This is a genomic window from Azospirillum sp. TSH64 (assembly GCF_003116035.1).
GTDB lineage: Bacteria > Pseudomonadota > Alphaproteobacteria > Azospirillales > Azospirillaceae > Azospirillum.
The window spans coordinates 4170454-4184400 of sequence record NZ_LGQW01000015.1 but is presented as its reverse complement, the minus strand read 5'-3'; the positions used below and the strand labels follow the sequence as shown (position 1 = coordinate 4184400).

11 protein-coding genes are annotated in these 13947 nt (G+C 68.3%); 10 read left to right on the top strand and 1 reads right to left on the bottom strand.

Features of this window, described 5'->3' with window-relative positions:
- Positions 1-282: 282 nt before the first annotated feature.
- On the top strand, positions 283-1986 hold the full coding sequence (locus tag TSH64_RS20350) for a methyl-accepting chemotaxis protein (RefSeq protein WP_109447718.1): 1704 nt from the start codon (positions 283-285) through the stop codon (positions 1984-1986).
- Positions 1987-2253: 267 nt separating this feature from the next.
- Here TSH64_RS20350 and TSH64_RS20345 read toward each other — a convergent pair whose 3' ends face one another.
- Complete coding sequence (locus TSH64_RS20345) at positions 2254-3171, bottom strand: exonuclease domain-containing protein (RefSeq protein ID WP_158285398.1); 918 nt, start codon at positions 3169-3171, stop codon at positions 2254-2256.
- 310 nt (positions 3172-3481) lie between these two features.
- Between TSH64_RS20345 and TSH64_RS20340 the strand changes: the two genes are divergently transcribed.
- The 9 genes from TSH64_RS20340 (at position 3482) to TSH64_RS20300 (ending at position 13946) form a co-directional block, all read left to right on the top strand.
- Positions 3482-4903: an FAD-binding oxidoreductase gene (locus TSH64_RS20340; RefSeq protein ID WP_109447714.1), complete on the top strand. Its 1422-nt coding sequence runs from the start codon at positions 3482-3484 to the stop codon at positions 4901-4903.
- Between the two features lie 53 nt (positions 4904-4956).
- Positions 4957-6039 (top strand): ABC transporter substrate-binding protein, encoded by a 1083-nt coding sequence (locus TSH64_RS20335; RefSeq protein WP_109447711.1) that lies wholly within the window; start codon positions 4957-4959, stop codon positions 6037-6039.
- A gap of 94 nt (positions 6040-6133) precedes the next feature.
- Positions 6134-7249: an ABC transporter ATP-binding protein gene (locus tag TSH64_RS20330; RefSeq protein ID WP_109447709.1), complete on the top strand. Its 1116-nt coding sequence runs from the start codon at positions 6134-6136 to the stop codon at positions 7247-7249.
- Between the two features lie 16 nt (positions 7250-7265).
- Positions 7266-9038 (top strand): ABC transporter permease subunit, encoded by a 1773-nt coding sequence (locus tag TSH64_RS20325; RefSeq protein WP_247873058.1) that lies wholly within the window; start codon positions 7266-7268, stop codon positions 9036-9038.
- 49 nt (positions 9039-9087) lie between these two features.
- Positions 9088-10020, top strand: a complete 933-nt coding sequence (locus TSH64_RS20320) for a dihydrodipicolinate synthase family protein (protein ID WP_109452862.1) — start codon at positions 9088-9090, stop codon at positions 10018-10020.
- Positions 10021-10151: 131 nt separating this feature from the next.
- Positions 10152-11066, top strand: coding sequence for an IclR family transcriptional regulator C-terminal domain-containing protein (locus TSH64_RS20315; protein ID WP_247873057.1), 915 nt, complete (start codon positions 10152-10154; stop codon positions 11064-11066).
- Between the two features lie 30 nt (positions 11067-11096).
- Positions 11097-12272 (top strand): alpha-hydroxy acid oxidase, encoded by a 1176-nt coding sequence (locus TSH64_RS20310; protein WP_109447705.1) that lies wholly within the window; start codon positions 11097-11099, stop codon positions 12270-12272.
- A gap of 56 nt (positions 12273-12328) precedes the next feature.
- Positions 12329-12670, top strand: coding sequence for a hypothetical protein (locus TSH64_RS20305; RefSeq protein WP_109452860.1), 342 nt, complete (start codon positions 12329-12331; stop codon positions 12668-12670).
- Between the two features lie 142 nt (positions 12671-12812).
- Entirely contained in the window at positions 12813-13946 is a 1134-nt protein-coding gene (locus TSH64_RS20300; RefSeq protein ID WP_109447703.1) for a bifunctional nicotinamide-nucleotide adenylyltransferase/Nudix hydroxylase, read from the top strand.
- Position 13947: the final 1 nt, after the last annotated feature.

Genomic DNA, 13947 nt, shown 5'->3' with positions numbered 1-13947 from the left:
AACGGATGCCCACACTGTTTCCAGTGACACGCGGCAATCTGCCGCTGCCGACTCCCGGTTGGGTTAACAAATCACTACCGCTTTGATTGCAGCGGTCCTGTCTGCGGCACACGGTTGGCAAGAAAAACCGTTTGTTTGGACACAAACTATTGTCTATCATATTTCAGTCAATGCAATCGCATAGCAATTATTAGGGCTGGGGTCTTCCTGCTCCCGTTGCCACCGGTTGCCTTGGGCAGAACGCCCCCGATCCACTCCATAGCCCTTGGAAAGAGACGTCCCATGGCCCTGCACGCCTGGTTTTCCGATCGGAAACTGGTTCACAAGCTGCTCATCCCGGCGGTCCTGCTGCTTGCTGTAATGGGCAGCGTGGTCTGGACCGCCAGATCGGCACTGGTCGACCTGACCGCCTCGACCAGCCGGGTGACCGATGTGGTCGCCGGGCGGCTGTCGGCGGCGCTGGCCATCCAATCGGCCATGGGCGATGCGATGGACGCGGAATCCAACGCGCTGGTCGCCGGCACGCGCGAGCGCATCGATGCCGCCTTCGCGGCCTACAAGGACAACATCGGCAAGGCGTTGACCGCCATCGACCGGCTGGCCGCGGCCTATGACGCCCCGGCCGACCGCGAGGCGATCTCCGGGATCAAATCCATCGTCGGCGAGTATGAGCGGGTGTCGCAGAAGGCGGTCGAGCTGGCGCGGGCCTATGACACCGACAGCGCGATCCGCGTGTCGATCGATGTCGGCCGCCCGGTCCGGCAGAAGCTGAACCTGGCGCTGTCGGAGCGGGTGGAGCACAGCCTGGGGGAGACCAAGCGCGCCGAGGACCGGGCGCTGGCGCTGTCCTCCAGCGTCATGACCCGGCTGTACGGTGTCACCGGCGTCGGGCTGCTGGTCGCCTTCGGCCTGTTCGGCTCCATCATCGTGGTCTTCGTCGTCCGGCCGCTGCACCGGCTGGTCGCCGACATGACGGCCATCGCCGACGGCAATCTCGCCGTCGACATCCAGGGCGCCGGCCGCAAGGACGAGGTCGGGCTGCTCGCCCGCGCGCTGCTGGTGTTCAAGAGCAACGGCCTTGCCATGCGCAGCCTGCAGGAGGAGCGCGAGGCGCAGAAGCTGCAGGCGGAACGCGACCGGCAGGCCGGCATGCGGGCGCTGGCCGACCGCTTCGACGCCGATGTGCAGGACGTGGTGCAGGCGGTGGCGACGGCCGCCCGCCATCTGCGCGGCAATGCCGAGACCATGACCGCCATCGCCTCGCAGACGACGGAACAGGCGGCGACCGTCGCCGCCACCACGGCGCAGTCCTCCGCCAACGTCGCCACCGTCGCGGCGGCGTCGGAACAGCTGGGAAGCTCCATCGGCGAGATCGGCCGGCAGGTCAACGCCGCCGCCGCCATCGCCCGCAACGCCGTGCAGGAGGGCGAGCGGACCAACGCGCTGGTCGCCCGGCTGGTCGAGGCCGCCCAGCGGATCGGCGATGTCGTCAGCCTGATCCAGAACATCGCCAGCCAGACCAACCTGCTGGCGCTGAACGCCACCATCGAGGCAGCGCGGGCGGGAGAGGCCGGCAAGGGCTTCGCGGTCGTGGCGCAAGAGGTGAAGGCGCTCGCCACCCAGACCGCCCAGGCGACCGAGGAGATCGGCAGCCAGATCGCCGAGATCCAGACGGTGACGGACGGCACGGTGACGGCGATCCAGACCATCGGCCGCACCATCAACGACGTCGATTCCATCGCTGGCGCCATCGCCGCGGCGGTGGAGCAGCAGACCGCCGCCACCCAGGAAATCGGTCGCAACATCCAGCAGGCGGCGCAGGGAACCCAGCTGGTGACCGGCAACATCGCCGAGGTCAGCAGCTCCGCTGGGCAAGTCGGACAGGCGGCCACGGAAGTGCTGGGCGCCGCCGACAGCCTGTCGCACGATTCCGACCGGCTGCGCGAGCGGATCCAGGCCTTCATCGGAGAGGTCCGCGCGGCCTGACACGGCCAGCCTCATGGGAGGGGGATGGAACGGATGGAACGCCATGGAACGGTTTTCCGGCCCTGTTCCACTGTTCCATCCCCCGCCTATGCGACCGCTACAGGGCCGGTTGCGGCGCGCGTACTCGATTGTTTCGGAAACGGATCGGGTGGACCGCAGCCACCGCGCCATGCCGTTTCTCCGGCGGTTGAAACACTGGGGTGCACCCAGTCCTATCACGTCCGCCGGCCGGCGCTAAGCACGGGATTAAAAAACGCCGGGCGGGCGTCAGGCCCGTTTGCGGGTGCCGGACGCCGCGACCATGGCGAAGAACTGCGCCTCGTCGATGGTGTCGGGCTTGCCGTACTTGGCGCGCCGGGCGGCGGCGGTGTCGAGCTTGGTGGCGCCGGGGGCATGGCCGACGACGAGATAGTCGGTGTCCTTGCGGACGCTGTGATGCCAGTGTCCGCCCAGCACCTGGATGCGGGCCATCACCCCCTCGCGCGACAGGCCGGTCAGGTCGCCGGTGACGGCGAAGGCATAGCCGGCGATGCCATGGGTGATGGGAACCGCGGGCTGCCGGACCAGCGGCGGCGGATCGATCTGGTTGGTCGGCGCCAGATGGGGAACTGCCAGCATCTCCGCACTGCCGAGGATCATCTTCTGGAACAGGCGGCTGGTGATCTCGGCATCGACGAAGGCGCCGTGGAAGCGCGCCCGGATTCCGACATCGATGCCGAACAGCGTCGCCACCGCATCGAGCGACGCACGCCCCGCCACCTGCGCCCTGGCATGCTGCATGGTGCAGACCGATTGTCCAGCTATCCAGGGAATGCCGCAGAGTTGGAACTCGTGCCGCAGGAACTCGATGTCGAAGCCGACATTGTGGCCGACCAGGACCGCGCCTTGCAGGAAGCCGAGAATGTCCCGGGCGACGCTGTGGAACGGATCCTGATGGCGAAGCAGATGGTCCGGCAGCCCGTGCACCCTCAGCGCATGCGGGTTCGACTTGCGACCCGGGTTGAAGATGAGGCTGAGACTGCGGCCGGTCGGAACCGCATCCGCCAGTTCGATGGCGGCGAAGCTGACCATGCGGTCGCCGCCGGCCGTCGATAGACCGGTGGTCTCGCAGTCGATGACGACGAAACGGCGGGTGGACGACCGGCTCCGGCCGGGCTTCGCCCCCGTCGACGGACTGACAGGCATTGTATCGCTCGAAAGGCTCATCAACTCTCGCCCTGGGGGCTGGACCGCCCCGTTGCACCACGCAATCACAGGATAATGGCAGGGTCGCCACCGCAGGTCGAGTGTGCGCGCCGCCGCACGGACGACGGTCCGGTGATACCAGGGCCGACCGGCATTCGCTTCCATCCCGGAAATTTCGTCGTCTATCCAAAAATTCGGTCTCTATGCAAAAAGTGGATTGTTGGCTCACCAATCACGCGCTATCATATTCCAGTTGTTGTAATCGAATAGCGATTACAAGCAAACACTATGCAGATCAAGGAGATCGCGTGTGGACGTGATCGCTGAGCTGTCGGGCCTCATCGGCGCCGACGCCGTTCTGACATCCAAATCCGACCTGGACGCGGCGACGGAAGACTGGCGCGGGCGCTACCGCGGGCCGGCCCTCTGCCTCGTCCGGCCGGCGAATGCCGAACAGGTGGCGGCGGTGGTGCGCTGCTGCGCCCGGCATGGGATTCCGCTGCTGCCGCAGGGCGGCAACACCAGCCTGTGCGGCGGCGCCACCCCGTGGGAAAGCGGCCCCGCCCCGGTCATCCTCAATCTGGCCCGCATGCGCGCGGTGCGCAGCATCGACCCGGTCAACAGCACCATGGAGGTGGAGGCCGGCTGCGTGCTCGCCACCGTGCAGGAAGCGGCGGCGGCGGCGGGCCGGCTCTATCCGGTCAGCCTGGGCGCCGAGGGCTCCTGCCAGATCGGCGGGACCATCGCGACCAACGCCGGCGGCACTTCGGTCCTGCGCTACGGCAACACGCGCGACAATGTGCTGGGGCTGGAGGTGGTGCTGGCCGACGGCACGATCTGGTCGGGCCTGTACGGCCTGCGCAAGAACAACACCGGCTACGACCTGAAGCATCTGTTCATCGGGTCGGAAGGCACGCTGGGCATCGTCACGGCGGCGACGCTGAAGCTGCATCCGCTGCCGACGCGCCATGCCGTAGCCTGGGTCGGCATGGCCGATCCCGCCGATGCGCTGACCCTGCTGACCCGCGTGCAGCAGCGCTGCGGCGCCCGGCTGTCGGCCTTCGAGATGATCAACCGCCTCCAGCTCGATCTGGTGGTGGAGCAGGTTCCGGGCCGCCGCAGCCCGCTTGAGACTTCGGCCGACTGGCATGTGCTGATCGAGCTGTCGGACAACAGCGACGGCGACGCGCTGGACATGGAGCTTCAGCTGATCCTGGAGGACGCCTTCGGCGACGGGCTGCTGACCGACGCGGCTCTGGCCGCCAGCGAGGCCCAGCGCCACGCCATGTGGGAGGTGCGCCACAGCGTGTCGGAGGCCAACAAGAAGGCCGGCGTCGGCCTGACCACCGACTGCGCAGTGCCGCTGTCGGCGGTGCCCGCCTTCATCGACGCCGCCAATGCCGCGGTGCGGGCGCTGGTGCCGGGCCTGCCGTCGATCGTCGTCGCCCATCTCGGCGACGGCAACGTCCACTTCATCCCCTTCTTCACCTTCGATGCCTGGAACGCGGTTGCCGACCGCGAGGCTCTGGCCGCCGCCATCCGCCATGCGGTGAACGACGAGGCCGCCCGGCTGAACGGCACCTTCAGCGCCGAGCACGGCGTCGGCCGCGTCCAGCTGGGCGAGATGGCGCGCTACAAGCCTGCCGCCGAGCTGGCGCTGATGCGCGCGGTGAAGCAGGCGCTGGATCCGCAGAATCTCTTCAATCCCGGCCGCCTGCTGCCGCCGGGCTGAGGCCCTTTCCGTTCCCACTTCCGCCGTTCCGGCTCACCACGAGGAGTTCCGACATGAGCATCCGCCAATCCGGCTGGTCCCGCCGCACCCTGCTGAAAGCCGGCGCCGCCGGCACGGCCGCGCTTGCCATGCCGGCGATCTGGAGCCCGGCCCGCGCGCAGAACAAGCGGATCGTCGTGCGCGACGACGGCGGCATCTACACCAAGGCCTATGGCGAAATCTTCTATAAACCCTTCACCGCCGCGACCGGCATCGAAGTGGTCGGCGTCCAGGCCAATGCCGAGCCGACCGCGCAGATCCGCTCGATGGTGGAAGCCAAGTCCTACACCTGGGACATGGCGAAGATCAGCCAGCCGGCCATCCTGATGCTGACCGGCGGCGACAAGCCGCTGCTGGAGAAGCATGGGCTTGAGGCCGACCCGGCGGTCGCCTCGATCCCCAAGCAGTACATGTCGGAATATGGCGTCGGCACCAACGTCTACACCACGGTTCTGGCCTACCGCACCGAAGCCTTCAAGGGCCGCAAGGCGCCGGCCTCGTGGAAGGACTTCTACGACGTCGCCAACTTCCCCGGCCGCCGTGCCCTGCGCAAGCATCCGTTCGACACCATCGAGCAGGCGCTGATGGCCGACGGCGTGCCGACCGCCGAGGTCTATCCCTGCGACCTCGACCGCGCTTTCAAGGCGCTGGACCGCATCAAGAAGGACATCTCGGTGTTCTGGACCAGCGGCGCGCAGGTCGAGCAGATGCTGCTGTCGGGTGAAGTGGACATGGTGCCGACCTGGGTGTCGCGTCCGCAGGCCGCCATCGCCGCCGGCGCACCGGTCGGCATCGTCTGGGACCAGAACATCTGGGGCCTCGACAGCTGGTCGATCCTGGCCGGCACCCCGAACGCCGACGCCTGCCGCCAGTTCATCAAGTTCGCCTCCGACCCCAAGCGGCAGGCCGAACTGGTGAAGTATTTCCCGGCCGGCGTGACCCAGCCGGACGCCTTCAAGTACATCGACGCCAAGATCGCTCCCGACTGCCCGACCTTCCCGGCCAACATCGAGCGCGGCGTGCAGATCAACGCCGACTACTGGCTGAAGAACCAGCAGAAGGGTCTCGAGCGCTACAACGCCTGGCTGCTGAGCTGAGGAAACGCGGGCGGGGGATGCCGGTGCGGTGTCCCCTGCCCGCCCTTTCCGCCCCCATTCCCCTTCGGCCCCACCCCTTCGCGAGGAGGCGCGCATGTCTTCTTCCAGCCTTTCCGTCCAGGGTCTTGCCAAGCACTACGGCGACTTCGTGGCGCTGGCTCCCACGGATCTCGTCGTCGCCGACGGCGAATTCCTGACGCTGCTCGGTCCGTCGGGCTCCGGCAAGACGACGCTGCTCAGCCTTCTGGCCGGGCTGGTGCCGCCCGACGAGGGAAGCGTGCGCATCGGCTCGCAGGACGTCACCTACGCCCCGCCCTATGAGCGCGACATCGGCGTGGTGTTCCAGAACTACGCGCTGTTCCCGCACATGACCATCGAGGAGAACATCGCCTTTCCGCTGAAGATGCGGAAGGTCGGGGCGACCGAGGCCAAGCGGCGCGCGCTCGAGGCGCTGGAGATGGTGCATCTGCCGCAGATCGCCGGCCGCTATCCGCGCGAGCTGTCGGGCGGCCAGCAGCAGCGCGTCGCGCTCGCCCGCTGCATGGTCTACAAGCCGTCGATCATCCTGATGGACGAGCCGCTGGGCGCGCTCGACAAGAAGCTGCGCGAGCACATGCAGCTGGAGATCAAGCGCCTGCACCGCGAGCTGGGAACGACGGTCGTCTACGTCACCCACGATCAGGAAGAGGCGATGACGATGTCCGACCGCATCTGCCTGATGAATGCCGGGCGGATCGAGCAGCTGGGAACGCCGGCCGACCTGTATTTCCGGCCGCGCTCGCTGTTCGTCGCCGATTTCCTGGGCGAATCCAACATCCTGCCCGCGGCGCTCCGCAGCCGCAGCGGCGACGAGGTCGAGATCGGGCTCGGCACGCAGGGCGTGTCCGGCCGGGCGCTCGCCAACGGCAACGACCTGCCGCCGGGCAGCGAGGTGCGCGTCATGGTGCGTCCGCAGAACCTGACGGTCGCCCGCAAGGGCGGGAGCGTTCCCGACGGGATTCAGGGCCGCGTGTCGGAGGTGATGGTCACCGGCAGCCTGACCAAGGTCTATATGGAGCCGCTGGACGGCAAGCTGCCGCCGCTGGTCGCCGCCTTCCCCACCCGCAACGAGGACGACGCGGTCCGCATCGACGACGTGCTGACGCTGTCCTGGAGCGGCCGCGATGCCGTGGTGATCGCCGACAGCGCCCGCGCGGCCGGGACGGCGTGAGATGGCCGGACAGTCCATGACCATGACCCACGCCCCCGGCGCCAAACGCCACTCGCCCCCGCCCGCCTGGCGCAAGCCGGTGCTGATGGGCGCCCCGCTCGTGCTGCTGCTCGTCGCCTTCCTGGTCTTCCCGGTCGGGCAGCTGCTGGCGCTCAGCGTCTACAACGGGCAGGGCTTCACGCTGGCGCCCTATGCCCAGCTGTTCGCCTCCAGCCTCTACATCACCGTCCTGTGGATCACGCTGAAGATCTCGCTGGCGACGACGGTTGTCGCGGTGGTCGCGGCCTATCCGGTCGCCTACCTGATCTCCATCGCCAAGGGGCCGGCGAAGAGCCGGCTGATCTTCTGGGTCCTGCTGTCCTTCTGGACCAGCTTCCTGGTGCGCGCCTTCGCCTGGGTCGTCATCCTCGGCCGCAACGGCGTCGTCAACAGCACGCTGATGTCGCTGGGCATCATCGACACCCCGGCCGACCTGCTCTACGGCTTCGGCGCGGTGCTGGTCGGCATGGTGCACGCCATGCTGCCGCTGGCGGTGATGACCATGCTGGCGGTGATGGAGAACATCGACCGCACCCTGCCGCGCGCCGCCGGTACGCTGGGAGCAAAGCCCGGCACCGCCTTCTGGACCGTCTATTTCCCGCTGTCGCTCCCGGGCGTGGCCGCTGCGGCGATCATGGTCTTCGTGTCTGCCATCGGCTTCTTCATCGTGCCCGCCCTGCTGGGCGGCCGGAAGGAGACGATGATCACCCAGCTGATCATCGATCAGGTGCAGCAGACGCTGAACTGGGGTCTGGCCGGCGCCATCTCGGTCCTGCTGCTGACGGTCGTGCTGGTGGTGTTCGTGCTGTACGACCGCGTCTTCGGCTTCGCGTCGCTGACCGGCGAGAGTGCCGCGGTGCGCAACCGCGACACCGCCATGCGGCGGCTGGGCGGGCGCGTGCTGGCCGCGCTGGGCTCCGCCAGCGATGCGCTGATCGGCCTGGTGCCGCGCCGCCATCCGCTCCGCGGCCGGTCCGAGCGTCCGGTGGCGCTGACCGCCTTCGTCTGGCTGCTGCTGGTGCTGATCAGCCTGCCCGCCTTCCTGATGATCCCGCTGTCCTTCGGCAAGGGCGGGCTCGCCTGGCCGCCGTCGGGCTTCACGCTGCAATGGTACCAGCAGCTGCTGGACTCGCCGATCTGGATGCAGGCGCTGTGGCGCTCCATCGTGGTGGCGTTCGGCACCGGCCTGCTGTCGATGGCGATCGGCGTTCCCGCCGCCTTCCTGATGGTGCGCAGCCAGATGCGGGGCAAGGGCGCCATGCTGGCCTTCATCCTGTCGCCCATCGTCGTGCCGCGCATGATCATCGCCGTCGGCATGTTCTATGTCTTCGCCCAGATGGGTCTGGTCGGCACGATCCTGGGTCTGGTCATCGGCCACACCGTCGTCGCCGTGCCCTATGTGGTCATGACCATGATGGCGGTGCTGCGCAACTACGACACCCGGCTCGACCTCGCGGCGCAGAGCCTGGGCGCCCGGCCGGTGGCGGCGCTGCGGCACGTCACCTTCCCGATCCTGGGGGCCGGCATGCTGTCGTCCTTCCTGTTCGCCTTCGCCACCTCCTTCGACGAGCTGACCATCTCCCTGTTCTCCTCGGGCGGGCTTAGCGCCACGCTGCCCAAGCAGTTCTGGGACGAGGTGACGCTGCAGGTCTCCCCCGTCATCGCGGCGGTGTCGACCGGACTGCTGCTGTTCGTCGCCGCCTTGATCTATGTCGCGGACCGTCTGCGCCGCCGCAGCCTCGCCGGCTGAGGCCGGCTCCCCAACCGCCTTCACCACCAGCTTCTTCCAAGGACAAGACATGCTCAACGCCACGAAGATTCGCGGCATCCTGCCCGCCACCCCGACGCCGGTCACTGCCGACGGCACCATCGACGTGGCCGCCTCCAAGGCGCTGTTCTCCTGGCTGTTCCGCCAGGGGATCGACGGGCTGGTCCCGCTCGGCGGCACCGGCGAGTATGGCGCCCTGGCGAAGGACCAGCGCATCCGCTTCGCCGAGCTGTCGGTCGAGGCGATGGCGGGTGCTGGCGAGAAGCGCGGGCCGGTGATCGCCGGGGTGCTCGACACCGGCTATTACGACGCCCTGTCGGCAGGCCGCGATTTCGCCGCCGCCGGGGTGGACGGTCTGCTGGTGCTGACCCCCTACTACACCAACCCGACGCAGGCCGGCATCCGCGACTATTTCCTGCGCTACGCCGACGAATCGCCGGTGCCGATCCTGATCTACGAGATCCCCTACCGCACCCGCATCGCCATCGATCCGGAGATCCTGCACGAGCTGTCGCGGCACGAGCGGATCGTCGGCATGAAGGCCTGCAACACCGACATGTACCATTTCCTGCGCACGGTGGCGGGGGTGGACTCCTCCTTCGCGGTGCTGAGCGGCGAGGACACGCTGTTCCCGCTGCATGTCGCGGCGGGTGCCCGTGGCGGCATCGTGGTGACGGCCAATCTGCTGCCGCGGGCGTGGCGCCTGATCCATGACCTCGCCTCGACGGGCAAGCTCGACAAGGCGCTGGAAATCCACCGCACCCTGATCCCGATGATGAACCTCGCCTTCGCCGAGACCAACCCCGGCCCGATGAAGGCGGTGATGGATCTGATCGGCGTTAACGCCCCGGCGATGCTGGCACCGCTGCGCGAGCCCGGCGAGCCGCTGAAGCAGTCGCTGCGGCGCGAGCTGTCCCGCCTGCTGGTCACTTACGAGGGAATGCCGGCTGCCCAGCCGGTGTGATGGGAGGCAACCGCGCGGCGCGTGGCATTCGGTTCGCCGGATGCTATGCGTTAGCGTGGAGATGGCGGACCCTGGCGCGAAAGCACAGGGCCGGGGTCCGGCGGGATGGAGACTGTCTTGGGGAATTGGCGATGACGCGGACAGCAGGACGGAAGCCGAAGGCGGAAGAGGCCATGACCGAGCCGGGCGGGACTTCGGCTGGAATGACGGCGGCCGGAATGACGGTGGCCGGAATGATGGTGGAACCGGAGGCCAGGAAGGCCGATCCGCGCGACTCCTCGCTGTTCGTCGGCTCGACCGAGAAGACCTTCCAGATCCTCCACGCCTTCGACGGGCCGCACCGGCAAATGCCGCTGTCGGAGATCGCCAGGGCCGCCAACCTGGACCGCAGCGCCGCGCAGCGGCTGGTCTACACGCTGGAGGTCCTGGGATATCTTCGCCGCGTCCACGGCACGCGCAACTATGCGCTGACGCCGAAGCTGCTGCAGTTCTCCTACAACTACCTGCGTGCCAACGAGCTGATCGAGAAGGCCTTCCCCTATCTTCTCGACATCAGCCGCAGCGTCGGCGAGACCACCAACCTGCAGGAGCTGGACGGCGCCGAGATCGTCTTCGTCGCCCGCTTCCCCGGCAAGCATCTGGTCAACATCGAATTCATGGTCGGCAGCCGGCTGCCCGCCTATTACACGGCGTCCGGCACCGCGATCCTGTCGCGTCTGTCGGAGGAGGAGCGGGAGGAGATCCTCGCCCGCACCGACCTGCGCCCGCTGACCCCCTACACCGTCTGCGATCCCGACCGGCTTCGCGCCCGCGTGCGCGAAGCGGGGGAGAAGGGCTATGCCCTGCTGATCAACGAGACGGTGATGGGCGACATCTCGGTAGGCGCCGCCATCACCGACGAGCATGGCCGCGCCGTGGCCGGCCTCAGCATCTCGGTCCCGGCCACGCGCTGGACGCCGGAGCAGGTCGAGCAGGAGCTTGCCCGCCATGTCCAGGTGGCCGCGGCTTCCATTTCCGTCCACAAATTCGGCAGCTATTCCCGATAGCGGCCCCACCCCGCGGGAGGCGGTGATCCCATGGCGGCCCACCAGGCATGCCTGAACATCGACGAGTTGCGGCTGCGCGCCCGCCGGTTCCTGCCGCGCGGCCTGTTCGAGTACATCGACCGCGGCACCGAGGATGAAACCTCCCTGCGCCGGCTGCGCGACAGCTTCGCCCAGGCCGAACTGACGCCGCGGGTGCTGGTCGATTGCAGTGCGCGCCACACCGGCGCGACTCTGTTCGGCCGCGACCGCCCGATGCCCTTCGTCGTCGCACCGACCGCCGCCGCCGGTCTGGTCCGCTATGACGGCGAGGTGCTGCTGGCCCGTGCCGCCCGCGCCGCCGGCATTCCCTTCGGCGTCTCGACCCAGTCGATCACCAGCATTGAGGCGATCGCGGAGTCCGGGGCCGAGCTGTGGTTCCAGCTCTATGTCTGGCGCGACCGCAGCCTGACCCACGCCCTGCTCGACCGCGTCGCCGCCTGCGGGGTGGACACGCTGATCCTGACGGTGGACACTTCGGTTTCGCCCAAGCGCGAGTATAACCGACACAACGGATTCACCGTTCCGGTCGAGCCGTCCCTGCGCGGCGCCCTGGATGTGGCACGCCATCCGGCTTGGGCGGGCGGGGTGCTGCTCCGCCTGCTGGCCAACGGCGGCTGGCCCGGATACGCCCATTATCCGGAGCAGTTCCGCACCCGCATCACCGACGCCGCGGCGCACGACCCGATCCGGCTGTGCGACCGGGTCAACTGGGACGATGTGGCGGAGCTGCGCCGCCGCTGGCAGGGCCGGATCATCCTGAAGGGTCTGCTGGCGCCGGAGGATGCGCTGCGCGCCGCGGCGGCCGGGGTCGAGGCCATCGTGGTGTCCAACCATGGCGGCCGCAACCTCGATTGCGCGCCGTCGCCGCTCACCGTTCTGCCGCGGATCGTGGACGCGGTCCGCGACCGGCTGACGGTGCTGGCCGACAGCGGGGTGCGGCGCGGCAGCGACGCCGCAAAGCTGCTGGCCGCCGGGGCCGCCGCGGTCCTGCTCGGCCGGGCGCCGCTGTTCGGTCTTGCCGCCGGCGGGCAGGCGGGAGCGGAGCACGCGCTGTCGATCCTGCGGGACGAGCTCGACCGGACCATGGCCCTGCTCGGCTGCCGGACCGTGGCCGATCTCGCCGGCCTGCGAAGCCTGACGGCCGGCAAGGTTGCCGAACCGGTGTGAGCGCGGTCCGTTTCGACGCCTGTGCTGTTCATTCGGCAGACGCGTCGGAGGTTCTCTTGTCCACCAAGCCCAGCCCGCTCACCACCCCCGATGGCCGCTACATCGTCGTGCGCGGACGTCTGTGGCGCACGGCCAACCCGGCTTTGTCGGACGAGGCCCGCGCCGGCCTGGTTGCCGATCTGATGCGGGCCCGCCGGGCCGTGGCGACCGCGAGACGGGCCGGGGACAGCGATGGAGAAGCGGCGGCGCATGCTGCCGTCGATCAGGCCAAGCGCGCGCTCGGCGAGCGCGGACCCGTCTGGTGGCCCGATGGTGCGCCGGACCTGAACCGGCACATGGTCCGTACGACACCCTATGCCGACTGGTTCCGCGAGGTGGGCGGCACAGGCGAGCGATAGATTTTGGGCAGCCATGCGGCTCGGCCAACCGTATTGCTCCCAAAGAGCATATCTGGGGGCCTTGAGAAATGTCCGCCGAGCCCGTATCGTTTGTGTGCCGCAGATAGACTGCGGCACTCTTTCAGCAAGGAGCTTGCTGAGCATGACCACCGTCTCTCCGACCGGACGCGAGTCCGGCACCCTGTCCTTGCCGCAGAAGACCGCGGCCCCCGGCGCGCAGAGCGCCTCAGGCTTCGACTTCCTGGTCTTCGTCGGCCGCTTCCGCCCCTTCCATATCGGCCATCTCACCGTCATGAAGCGGGCCCTGTCGCTGGGCCGGCATCTGATCGTGCTGGTCGGATCGTCGCGTCAGGCGCGCAGCCACCGCAATCCCTTCCGCTTCGAAGAGGTACGCGCCTGCATCGAGGGCGCCTTCACGCCGGAAGAGTGCGGGCGCATCACCGTGCTTCCCCTCATCGACCGCTACAACGACCTGGAATGGATCCGCGATGTCCAGGCCGCAGTGCACGGCGTCGCCGTGCAGCACCACCGGCCTGCCGACGGCTCGCCCCCAAAAATCGGGCTGATCGGTCATGCGAAGGACCACAGCAGCTACTATCTGCGCATGTTCCCGCAATGGGGCGCCGTGGAGTGTGCGAATGTCCGGGGGATTTCGGCGACGCCGATCCGCGATGCCTATTTCACCGACCCGGCGGCGGCGCTGGAGGAGTGGAAGGAGGCCCTGCCCGCCACTGTCGCCGCCTTCCTGGCCGAGTTCGCGGGCACCGACGAGTACAAACGGCTGGCCGAGGAAAGCGCCTACATCGCCAAATACAAGGCGGGCTGGGCCAACGCCCCCTACCCTCCCACATTCCTGACCGCCGATGCGGTGGTTGTTCTGTCCGGCCATGTCCTGCTGGTCGAACGCCGCGGATTGCCGGGGCGCGGCCTGCTGGCGCTGCCCGGGGGCTTCGTCGGGCAGCATGAGCGGATCAGGGACGCTATGATCCGGGAGTTGCGGGAGGAGACGAAGCTCAAGATTCCGGTGGGCTTCCTGGAGGGCGGCATCCGCGCCAGCCAGATCTTCGATCACCCCTACCGCTCGACGCGCGGGCGCACGGTGACGCAGGCCTTCCTCATCCAGCTCAAGCCGACCGACGAGGGATTCCCCAAGGTGCGCGGCGGCGACGACGCCAGATCGGCCCGCTGGATGCCGATTGCCGACATCGATCCCGAACGGATGTTCGAGGATCACTACCACATCATCCAGACCCTGATCGCCCAGTCCAACAACTGAA

Bases quoted from the DNA above. Each gene is read 5' to 3' on its own strand.
- TSH64_RS20350 (WP_109447718.1), top strand. From the start codon at position 283: ATGGCCCTGCACGCCTGGTTTTCCGATCGGAAACTGGTTCACAAGCTG.
- TSH64_RS20345 (WP_158285398.1), bottom strand. From the start codon at position 3,171: ATGCCTGTCAGTCCGTCGACGGGGGCGAAGCCCGGCCGGAGCCGGTCG.
- TSH64_RS20335 (WP_109447711.1), top strand. From the start codon at position 4,957: ATGAGCATCCGCCAATCCGGCTGGTCCCGCCGCACCCTGCTGAAAGCC.
- TSH64_RS20330 (WP_109447709.1), top strand. From the start codon at position 6,134: ATGTCTTCTTCCAGCCTTTCCGTCCAGGGTCTTGCCAAGCACTACGGC.
- TSH64_RS20325 (WP_247873058.1), top strand. From the start codon at position 7,266: ATGACCATGACCCACGCCCCCGGCGCCAAACGCCACTCGCCCCCGCCC.
- TSH64_RS20320 (WP_109452862.1), top strand. From the start codon at position 9,088: ATGCTCAACGCCACGAAGATTCGCGGCATCCTGCCCGCCACCCCGACG.
- TSH64_RS20315 (WP_247873057.1), top strand. From the start codon at position 10,152: ATGACGCGGACAGCAGGACGGAAGCCGAAGGCGGAAGAGGCCATGACC.
- TSH64_RS20310 (WP_109447705.1), top strand. From the start codon at position 11,097: ATGGCGGCCCACCAGGCATGCCTGAACATCGACGAGTTGCGGCTGCGC.
- TSH64_RS20300 (WP_109447703.1), top strand. From the start codon at position 12,813: ATGACCACCGTCTCTCCGACCGGACGCGAGTCCGGCACCCTGTCCTTG.